Here is a 9,025-nt window from a genome sequence, read left to right as displayed (position 1 = left end):
TGGTAGAGCACGGGATTGTGACTCCCGTTGTCGAGGGTTCGATCCCCTTCGTCCACCCCATATTTTAAAAAGCGCCAGATCAATGATCTGGCGCTTTTTTTTGCATCCAAAAAATGCCCTGCCGCGTATGTACTGACGAGGATGGCCGTGGATGGGCCTGGATCCTCATCCGCTGCTACGTGGAGGGTCTGAAAAATGTTGGCACAACAGCAGGATCAAAGTCAGGGAATGGCGGTTGGCGAGGCGCATTTGCTCGGGCGCCTGCTGTTGGGGGAGCAATCGGCCTATTGCGACCTGGTCAAAACCCATCAGGGCGCCATGCGTGCGGTGGCTTCGGCGATCGCCGGGCATCGGCATGTCGATGATGTGGTGCAGGATGCCTGGTTGGCGATTGTGCGCGGGCTGAGTGGTTTTCAGGGGCGCTCCAGCCTCAAGACCTGGGTGCTGACGATTACGGCCAATAAAGCCAAGGGTCGCTATGGCCGGAGTCGGCGCGAAGTGTTTTTCGATGACTCGCAGGGTCAGGAGCGCTTTTGCGCCGCCAGTGGCCAGTGGCTGTCGGCACCGGCGGGCTGGCATGAAGATACGCCCGAGGCGCTGGTCAGTGAAGACGAACTGCGCGCCTGTATCGAGCGCGCGTTGCAGGAACTGTCGACGCTTCAGAGCGCTGCGCTTGTGCTGCGTGAGCGGGTAGGGCTTGAGCTTGAGGAGATTGCCGAGTTGCTGGGCGTCAGTCTGTGCAATGCGCGGGTGCTGCTGCATCGGGCGCGCGGTCGGGTTTTTGCCGCCATCGACCGGCATCAGGCCTGTGGCGTTGATTGACGTCAAGAAAAAACAAGCATTCTCAATGCCTTGGCGTTAGAATCGTTGCCGGTTTTGAGCGTGTAGAACTGATCCGCGGCTATATAAGGGTCGGTACAGCTATTTAATAGCGAATAACGGCGCAGTACCTGAAAAAGGGCTGTGCCGTTTTTGTTTGAGTGTTTTGAGTTTCCAGGGTAGGGCGTTTCATCGTATTTGTGTTTCTCGATGCTGCTGCCACACCCTTCGACCTTGCTTGCAGGGTCGCTCGCCGGGGTGTGCATCCAGCCTCTTCTATATATAGAAGGGCTGGCGCTAGAGCCCTGGCGTGATGCGCTGTATTTGCTAACGGGATGAGGTGCATGCGTGCACTTGAACCTATAAATGGCCTGCTGTTTTTCCACCCGTTTTCAGTAGGGTGACTTCTTGAGTTTGACCCACTAGAATGCATGCCCTTGATTCTGGGGTCGGAAACGGCCGGCTAACGTCTGTGCAACGAGGAATATCCATGCAAGTTTCTGTTGAAAATACTACTGCCATCGAGCGCCGCCTGAGCATCACCGTGCCGGCAGAGCGTATTGAGACTGCGGTCAACAAGCGTCTGCAGCAGACTGCCCAAAAGGCCAAGATCGCTGGTTTCCGTCCAGGCAAAGTGCCAATGAGCGAAATCAAGCGTCGTTTTGGTGCCGATGCGCGTCAGGAAGCTGTTGGTGACGTGATCCAGGCTTCCTTCTACGAAGCCGTTGTCGAGCACAAGCTGAACCCAGCGGGTTCGCCTTCGATCGAGCCTAAGTCCCTGGAAGCCGGTAAAGACCTGGAATACGTTGCCGTATTCGAAGTGTTCCCGGAATTCACCGTTGCCGGTTTCGAAGACATCGCCGTTGAGCGCCTGAGCGCTGACGTGGCAGATGCCGACCTGGACAACATGCTGGAAATCCTGCGCAAGCAGAACACCCGTTTTGAAGTGGCCGACCGTGCCGCCCAGAACGAAGACCAGCTGAACATCGATTTCGTTGGCAAGGTTGACGGCGAAGCATTCGCTGGCGGCTCCGCCAAGGGCACCCAGCTGGTGCTGGGTTCCAACCGCATGATCCCGGGCTTCGAAGACGGCCTGGTTGGCGCCAAGGCCGGTGAAGAGCGCGTTCTGAACCTGACTTTCCCTGCTGACTACCAGAACCTGGACCTGGCCGGCAAAGCCGCCGAGTTCACCGTGACCGTCAACAGTGTTTCCGAGCCTAAGCTGCCTGAGCTGAACGAAGAATTCTTCGCCCAGTTCGGTATCAAGGAAACCGGCATCGACGGCTTCCGTACCGAAGTTCGCAAGAACATGGAGCGTGAGCTGCGTCAGGCCATCAAGTCCAAGGTCAAGAACCAGGTGATGGATGGTCTGCTGGCCGCCAACCCGATCGAAGTGCCGAAGGCACTGCTGTCCAACGAAGTGGATCGCCTGCGCGTTCAAGCGGTTCAGCAGTTCGGTGGCAACATCAAGCCTGACCAGCTGCCGGCCGAGCTGTTCGAAGAGCAAGCCAAGCGCCGCGTTGTGCTGGGTCTGGTCGTGGCTGAAGTGGTCAAGCAATTCGACCTCAAGCCTGACGAAGATCGCGTTCGCGAAATGATCCAGGAAATGGCTTCGGCCTACCAGGAGCCTGAGCAGGTCGTGGCTTGGTACTACAAGAACGACCAGCAACTGAACGAAGTACGTTCGGTTGTGCTGGAAGAACAAGTTGTGGATACTGTTCTGCAGAAGGCTAAGGTGACCGACAAAGCGGTCTCTTACGAAGAAGCAGTCAAACCGGCGGAAGCAGCACAAGCCGACTGATTGTCCAACTCGTTCGAAATATAACCATAAGCCAGCCTCGCGCTGGCTTATGCGTTTTCAAGACATGACTATTTGGGAGTAACTGCAGAGCATGTTCCGTAATTCCTATATTCAGCAGAACTCTGATATCCAGGCCGCTGGCGGCTTGGTCCCGATGGTTGTCGAGCAATCTGCTCGTGGCGAACGCGCCTATGACATCTACTCGCGCCTGCTCAAGGAGCGAGTGATTTTTCTGGTCGGCCCGGTAGAGGACTACATGGCCAACCTGATCTGCGCGCAACTGCTGTTCCTTGAAGCGGAAAACCCGGACAAGGACATCCATCTTTACATCAACTCCCCGGGCGGCTCGGTTACTGCAGGCATGTCGATCTACGACACCATGCAGTTCATCAAGCCAAACGTGTCGACCACGTGCATCGGCCAGGCCTGCAGCATGGGCGCTTTCCTGCTGACCGCAGGTGCCGAGGGCAAGCGTTACTGCCTGCCGAACTCGCGCGTGATGATTCACCAGCCGTTGGGCGGTTTCCAGGGCCAGGCATCGGACATCGAAATCCACGCCAAGGAAATCCTGTTTATTCGTGAGCGCCTGAACACGCTGATGGCCAAACACAGCGGGCACACCCTGGAAGAAATCGAGCGTGATACCAACCGCGACAATTTCATGAGCGCTGAAGCTGCTCGTGAATACGGGTTGATCGACGCAGTGATCGAAAAGCGCCCCGCTTAATATAAGCACCTCAAAATAAGGCTGGTCGGCATGTCCGACCACCGGCGGGCTTGAAAAAGCCCGCATAAGCCTTCATCTTGTGTTGCAAGCCTATCGGATTTGGATCGAACGAATGACTGACACCCGCAACGGCGAGGACAACGGCAAGCTGCTCTATTGCTCCTTCTGCGGCAAAAGCCAGCATGAAGTACGCAAATTGATTGCCGGCCCCTCGGTGTTTATCTGCGACGAGTGCGTCGACCTGTGCAATGACATCATCCGCGAGGAGGTGCAGGAAGCCCAGGCCGAGAGCAGCGCGCATAAATTGCCTTCGCCTAAAGAAATCAGCGGCATCCTTGATCAGTATGTGATTGGTCAAGAGCGTGCAAAAAAGGTTTTGGCGGTAGCGGTGTACAACCACTACAAGCGCTTGAACCAGCGTGACAAGAAAGGCGACGAAGTCGAACTCGGCAAGAGCAACATCTTGCTGATCGGTCCTACAGGCTCGGGTAAAACCCTGCTTGCAGAAACCCTCGCTCGTCTGCTGAACGTTCCATTCACCATCGCCGACGCCACCACCCTCACCGAGGCTGGCTACGTGGGTGAAGATGTCGAGAACATCATTCAGAAGCTGCTGCAAAAGTGCGACTACGACGTAGAGAAGGCCCAGATGGGTATTGTCTACATCGACGAAATCGACAAGATTTCGCGCAAGTCCGACAACCCGTCGATCACTCGGGACGTTTCCGGTGAAGGCGTGCAGCAAGCCCTGTTGAAACTGATCGAAGGCACGGTTGCTTCCGTACCGCCACAAGGCGGCCGCAAGCACCCGCAGCAGGAATTCCTTCAGGTTGATACGCGCAACATCCTGTTCATCTGTGGCGGTGCTTTCTCGGGGCTGGAAAAGGTTATTCAGCAACGTTCCACCCGTGGCGGCATCGGCTTCGGTGCAGAAGTGCGCAGCAAGGAAGAAGGCAAGAAGGTGGGCGAGTCCCTGCGTGAAGTCGAGCCTGACGATCTGGTCAAGTTCGGTCTGATCCCGGAATTCGTTGGCCGTCTGCCGGTCCTGGCCACGTTGGACGAGCTGGATGAGGCTGCTCTGATTCAGATCCTCACCGAGCCGAAAAACGCCCTGACCAAGCAATACGCCAAGCTGTTCGAGATGGAAGGTGTAGACCTCGAGTTCCGTACCGACGCGCTCAAATCAGTGGCCAAGCGGGCACTGGAGCGCAAGACCGGTGCACGTGGCCTGCGTTCGATCCTCGAAGGCGTGTTGCTCGACACCATGTACGAAATCCCCTCGCAATCCGAGGTGAGCAAGGTGGTGATCGACGAAAGCGTTATCGAAGGCAAATCCAAGCCACTGTATATCTACGAAAACAGTGAGCCGGCTGCCAAGGCTGCACCTGACGCGTAAGCGTCAAGCCGTCGCAGTACAAGCAAGGGCCTTTCGAGGCCCTTTCTTTTTATGTGGCGGTTTTTCGGGGCGGTTTGTGTTTTGCGGTTAAATTCGCGTTTATTCATGCGTTTAACTGCTGGCATTGAGCTTGTTTTTTTTGCGTACAGCCCCCATCTTGGTTTCAAGCTAATTTTTCAACTGTCATAGAGGCGAAATCATGAAGACAACCATTGAATTGCCTCTCCTGCCGTTGCGTGATGTCGTCGTCTATCCGCACATGGTTATCCCGCTGTTCGTGGGGCGCGAGAAGTCTATCGAAGCCCTCGAGGCTGCGATGACGGGCGACAAGCAGATCCTGCTGTTGGCCCAGAAGAATCCTGCTGATGATGATCCAGGCGAAGATGCCCTGTATCGGGTCGGTACCGTTGCGACTGTTCTGCAATTGCTCAAGTTGCCCGATGGCACCGTCAAGGTGCTGGTCGAAGGCGAGCAGCGTGGTGCGGTCGAGCGCTTCATGGAGGTGGACGGTCACCTGCGCGCCGAAGTGGCGCTGATCGACGAAGTCGAAGCCCCTGAGCGCGAATCCGAAGTGTTTGTGCGCAGCCTGCTCTCGCAGTTCGAGCAGTATGTGCAACTGGGCAAGAAAGTCCCGGCTGAAGTGCTGTCGTCCCTCAACAGCATCGATGAGCCAAGCCGCCTGGTCGACACCATGGCCGCGCACATGGCGCTCAAGATCGAGCAGAAGCAGGACATCCTCGAAATCATCGACCTGCCGGCCCGTGTTGAACACGTGCTGGCGCTGCTGGATGGTGAAATCGACCTGCTGCAGGTTGAGAAGCGCATCCGTGGTCGCGTGAAGAAACAAATGGAGCGCAGCCAGCGCGAGTACTACCTGAATGAGCAGATGAAGGCCATTCAGAAAGAACTCGGCGACAGCGAAGAAGGCCACAACGAAGTCGAAGAGCTGAAAAAGCGCATCGACGCCGCCGGCCTGCCTAAAGACGCCCTGACCAAGGCCATGGCTGAGCTGAACAAGCTCAAGCAAATGTCGCCAATGTCGGCCGAAGCCACCGTGGTGCGTTCCTACATCGACTGGCTGGTGCAGGTGCCGTGGAAAGCTCAGACCAAAGTGCGCCTGGACCTGGCCCGTGCCGAAGAGATCCTTGACGCCGACCACTACGGCCTCGAAGAAGTCAAAGAACGCATCCTCGAATACCTCGCCGTGCAAAAGCGCGTGAAGAAAATTCGTGGCCCGGTGTTGTGCCTGGTCGGCCCTCCGGGTGTAGGTAAAACTTCCCTGGCCGAGTCGATTGCCAGTGCCACCAACCGTAAATTTGTGCGCATGGCCCTTGGCGGTGTGCGTGATGAAGCGGAAATTCGTGGCCATCGCCGTACGTACATCGGTTCGATGCCAGGAAGATTGATTCAAAAGATGACGAAGGTGGGTGTGCGCAACCCGCTGTTCCTGCTCGATGAAATCGACAAAATGGGCAGCGACATGCGTGGCGATCCGGCCTCGGCGTTGCTCGAAGTGCTCGACCCCGAGCAGAACCACAATTTCAACGACCATTACCTGGAAGTCGACTACGACTTGTCCGACGTAATGTTCCTGTGCACCTCCAACTCCATGAACATCCCGCCAGCCCTGCTGGACCGGATGGAGGTGATTCGTCTGCCGGGTTACACCGAAGACGAGAAGATCAACATCGCCGTCAAATACCTCGCGCCCAAGCAGATTTCGGCCAATGGCCTGAAAAAGGGCGAGATCGAATTTGACGTCGAAGCGATCCGCGACATCGTGCGTTACTACACCCGCGAAGCCGGTGTGCGTGGCCTTGAGCGTCAGATTGCGAAGATCTGCCGCAAAGCGGTCAAGGAGCACTCGCTGGAAAAACGCTTCTCGGTGAAGGTGGTTGCCGATTCCCTGGAGCACTTCCTGGGCGTGAAGAAATTCCGTTACGGCCTGGCTGAGCAGCAGGATCAGGTAGGGCAGGTGACGGGCCTGGCGTGGACCCAGGTGGGCGGCGAACTGCTGACCATCGAAGCGGCGGTTATCCCGGGCAAAGGCCAGCTTATCAAGACCGGTTCGTTGGGTGATGTGATGGTCGAATCGATCACCGCCGCGCAGACCGTGGTGCGCAGCCGCGCCAAGAGCCTGGGGATCCCCCTGGACTTCCACGAGAAGCACGACACCCACATCCACATGCCGGAAGGGGCGACCCCCAAAGACGGCCCTAGCGCCGGTGTAGGCATGTGCACGGCACTGGTGTCGGCACTGACTGGCATTCCTGTGCGTGCCGATGTGGCGATGACCGGGGAAATTACCCTGCGGGGTCAGGTATTGGCCATCGGTGGTCTGAAAGAGAAATTGCTCGCTGCACACCGAGGCGGTATCAAGACCGTGATCATTCCGGAAGAGAATGTTCGCGACTTGAAGGAAATTCCTGACAATATCAAGCAGGATCTTCAGATTAAACCGGTTAAATGGATTGACGAGGTCCTGCAAATTGCGTTGCAATACGCGCCGGAGCCCTTGCCGGATGTGGCTCCGGAGATTGTCGCGAAGGACGAAAAACGCGAGTCCGATTCCAAGGAAAGAATTAGCACGCATTAATGCGAATGAGCCTGGGGGCTTCCTTGACAGCTTTTTAGAGCCCTTGTTATAAAGCGGCTCTTAAGTGTCTGTAGGCCATTCAGCACTGGTTTTTGCTTTCACCAAAAAACTTAGAATCATACTCAATAGATATATAAGGGGACTTAGAGTGAACAAGTCGGAACTGATTGATGCTATCGCCGCATCCGCTGATATCCCGAAAGCTGCTGCTGGCCGTGCGCTGGACGCAGTAATCGAATCCGTCACTGGCGCTCTGAAGGCCGGCGACTCCGTGGTACTGGTAGGCTTCGGTACTTTCTCTGTGACTGACCGCCCAGCTCGCACTGGCCGTAACCCACAGACTGGCAAAGCACTGCAAATCGCTGCTGCCAAAAAACCAGGTTTCAAAGCCGGTAAAGCCCTGAAAGAAGCGGTTAACTAAGCTTCGTTCAAGCCTTGCCTACCCGGGTCAGACGCAGGTCTGGCCTGGCAGCGGAGCGGCAGCTGACCCACGTATCCATCGGGTCGCCAGGGCCTGGGGTGTTGGTTCAAAACCCCGTCCGCTCCGCCAGTTACGAGAAGGCGCATCCTCGGATGCGCCTTTCTTCTATCCGGACTCTACCCACGCTCCACGGTTGCCTAATTTTTGAAGATCAACCGTTTCTGGGGGACGCATGCTGCAAAATATCAGGGACAATTCACAAGGCTGGATTGCCAAGACCATTATCGGGATCATCGTCGCATTGATGGCGTTCACCGGTATCGAGGCCATTTTCCAGGCTTCGGGTAACAACAAGCAGGACGTGGCCAAGGTCAACGGTGAAGAAATCACCCAGACCGAACTGGGCCAGGCCGTTGACATGCAACGTCGCCAGCTGATGCAACAGCTGGGCAAGGATTTCGATGCTTCGCTGCTGGACGAAAAACTCCTGCGCGAAGCGGCTCTGAAGGGCCTGATCGATCGCAAGCTGTTGCTGCAAGGCGCCGCTGATTCCAAGTTCGGCTTCTCTGAAGCTGCGCTGGACCAAGTGATCCTGCAGACGCCGGAATTCCAGGTGGACGGCAAGTTCAGTGCCGAACGCTTTGACCAGGTGATCCGTCAGCTGGGCTACACCCGTATGCAATTCCGTCAGATGCTGACCCAGGAAATGCTGATCGGCCAGGTTCGCGCAGGCATCGCCGGCAGCGGTTTCGTCACCGACGCCGAAGTGCTGGCTTTCGCCCGTCTGGAAAAACAGACCCGCGATTTTGCCACCGTCAACATCAAGACTGACCCTGCGGCGGTGAAGCTCACCGACGATGAGGTCAAGGCTTACTACGACAAGCACGCCAAAGAGTTCATGACCCCGGACCAAGTGGTCATCGATTACCTGGAACTGAAGAAGTCTTCCTTCTTCGACCAGGTCACCGTCAAGGACGAAGAGCTGCAGGCTGCCTATCAGAAAGAAACCGCCAACCTCGCTGAACAGCGTCGTGCCGCGCACATTCTGATCGAAGTCAACGACAAGACCACCGACGCGCAAGCCAAGGCCAAGATCGAAGACATCCAGGCACGCCTGGCCAAGGGTGAGAAGTTCGACGCCCTGGCCAAGGAGTTCTCCCAGGATCCAGGTTCGGCCAACAATGGCGGTGACTTGGGCTTTGCCGGCCCTGGCGTCTACGACCCGGACTTCGAAACCGCCCTGTATGCCTTGAACAAGGACCAGG

8 protein-coding genes are annotated in these 9,025 nt (G+C 56.6%); 7 read left to right on the top strand and 1 reads right to left on the bottom strand.

Annotation, left to right across the window (positions count from 1 at the left end; translation table 11 throughout):
• The first annotated feature begins 228 nt into the window (after positions 1-228).
• Positions 229-822, top strand: a complete 594-nt coding sequence (locus FEM54_RS16700; RefSeq protein WP_138451979.1) for an RNA polymerase sigma factor — start codon at positions 229-231, stop codon at positions 820-822.
• A 2-nt stretch (positions 823-824) separates the two neighbouring features.
• On the opposite strand, the gene FEM54_RS16695 is transcribed toward FEM54_RS16700, so the two are convergent.
• On the bottom strand, positions 825-1,085 hold the full coding sequence (locus FEM54_RS16695; RefSeq protein ID WP_032865532.1) for a hypothetical protein: 261 nt from the start codon (positions 1,083-1,085) through the stop codon (positions 825-827).
• Between the two features lie 224 nt (positions 1,086-1,309).
• Here FEM54_RS16695 and tig point away from each other — a divergent pair, with 224 nt between their 5' ends.
• The 6 genes from tig to FEM54_RS16665 all read left to right on the top strand — a co-directional run.
• Entirely contained in the window at positions 1,310-2,620 is a 1,311-nt protein-coding gene (tig, locus tag FEM54_RS16690) for a trigger factor (RefSeq protein ID WP_017136463.1), read from the top strand.
• 91 nt (positions 2,621-2,711) lie between these two features.
• Positions 2,712-3,347 (top strand): ATP-dependent Clp endopeptidase proteolytic subunit ClpP, encoded by a 636-nt coding sequence (gene clpP / locus FEM54_RS16685; protein ID WP_003174822.1) that lies wholly within the window; start codon positions 2,712-2,714, stop codon positions 3,345-3,347.
• 112 nt (positions 3,348-3,459) lie between these two features.
• On the top strand, positions 3,460-4,743 hold the full coding sequence (gene clpX / locus FEM54_RS16680) for an ATP-dependent Clp protease ATP-binding subunit ClpX (protein ID WP_017136464.1): 1,284 nt from the start codon (positions 3,460-3,462) through the stop codon (positions 4,741-4,743).
• Positions 4,744-4,942: 199 nt separating this feature from the next.
• A complete protein-coding gene (gene lon / locus FEM54_RS16675) occupies positions 4,943-7,339 on the top strand; it encodes an endopeptidase La (RefSeq protein WP_017136465.1) in 2,397 nt (798 codons plus the stop codon).
• A 133-nt stretch (positions 7,340-7,472) separates the two neighbouring features.
• A complete protein-coding gene (locus FEM54_RS16670; RefSeq protein WP_221034285.1) occupies positions 7,473-7,760 on the top strand; it encodes an HU family DNA-binding protein in 288 nt (95 codons plus the stop codon).
• Positions 7,761-7,992: 232 nt separating this feature from the next.
• The coding region (locus FEM54_RS16665) for a SurA N-terminal domain-containing protein (protein ID WP_171045854.1) at positions 7,993-9,025 on the top strand (1,033 nt) is incomplete at its 3' end.

The organism is Pseudomonas edaphica, assembly GCF_005863185.1.
Classification (GTDB): Bacteria; Pseudomonadota; Gammaproteobacteria; order Pseudomonadales; family Pseudomonadaceae; genus Aquipseudomonas; species Aquipseudomonas edaphica.
The sequence above is the reverse complement of the archived record's forward strand: the minus strand, read 5'-3'. Positions and strand labels throughout refer to the sequence as shown.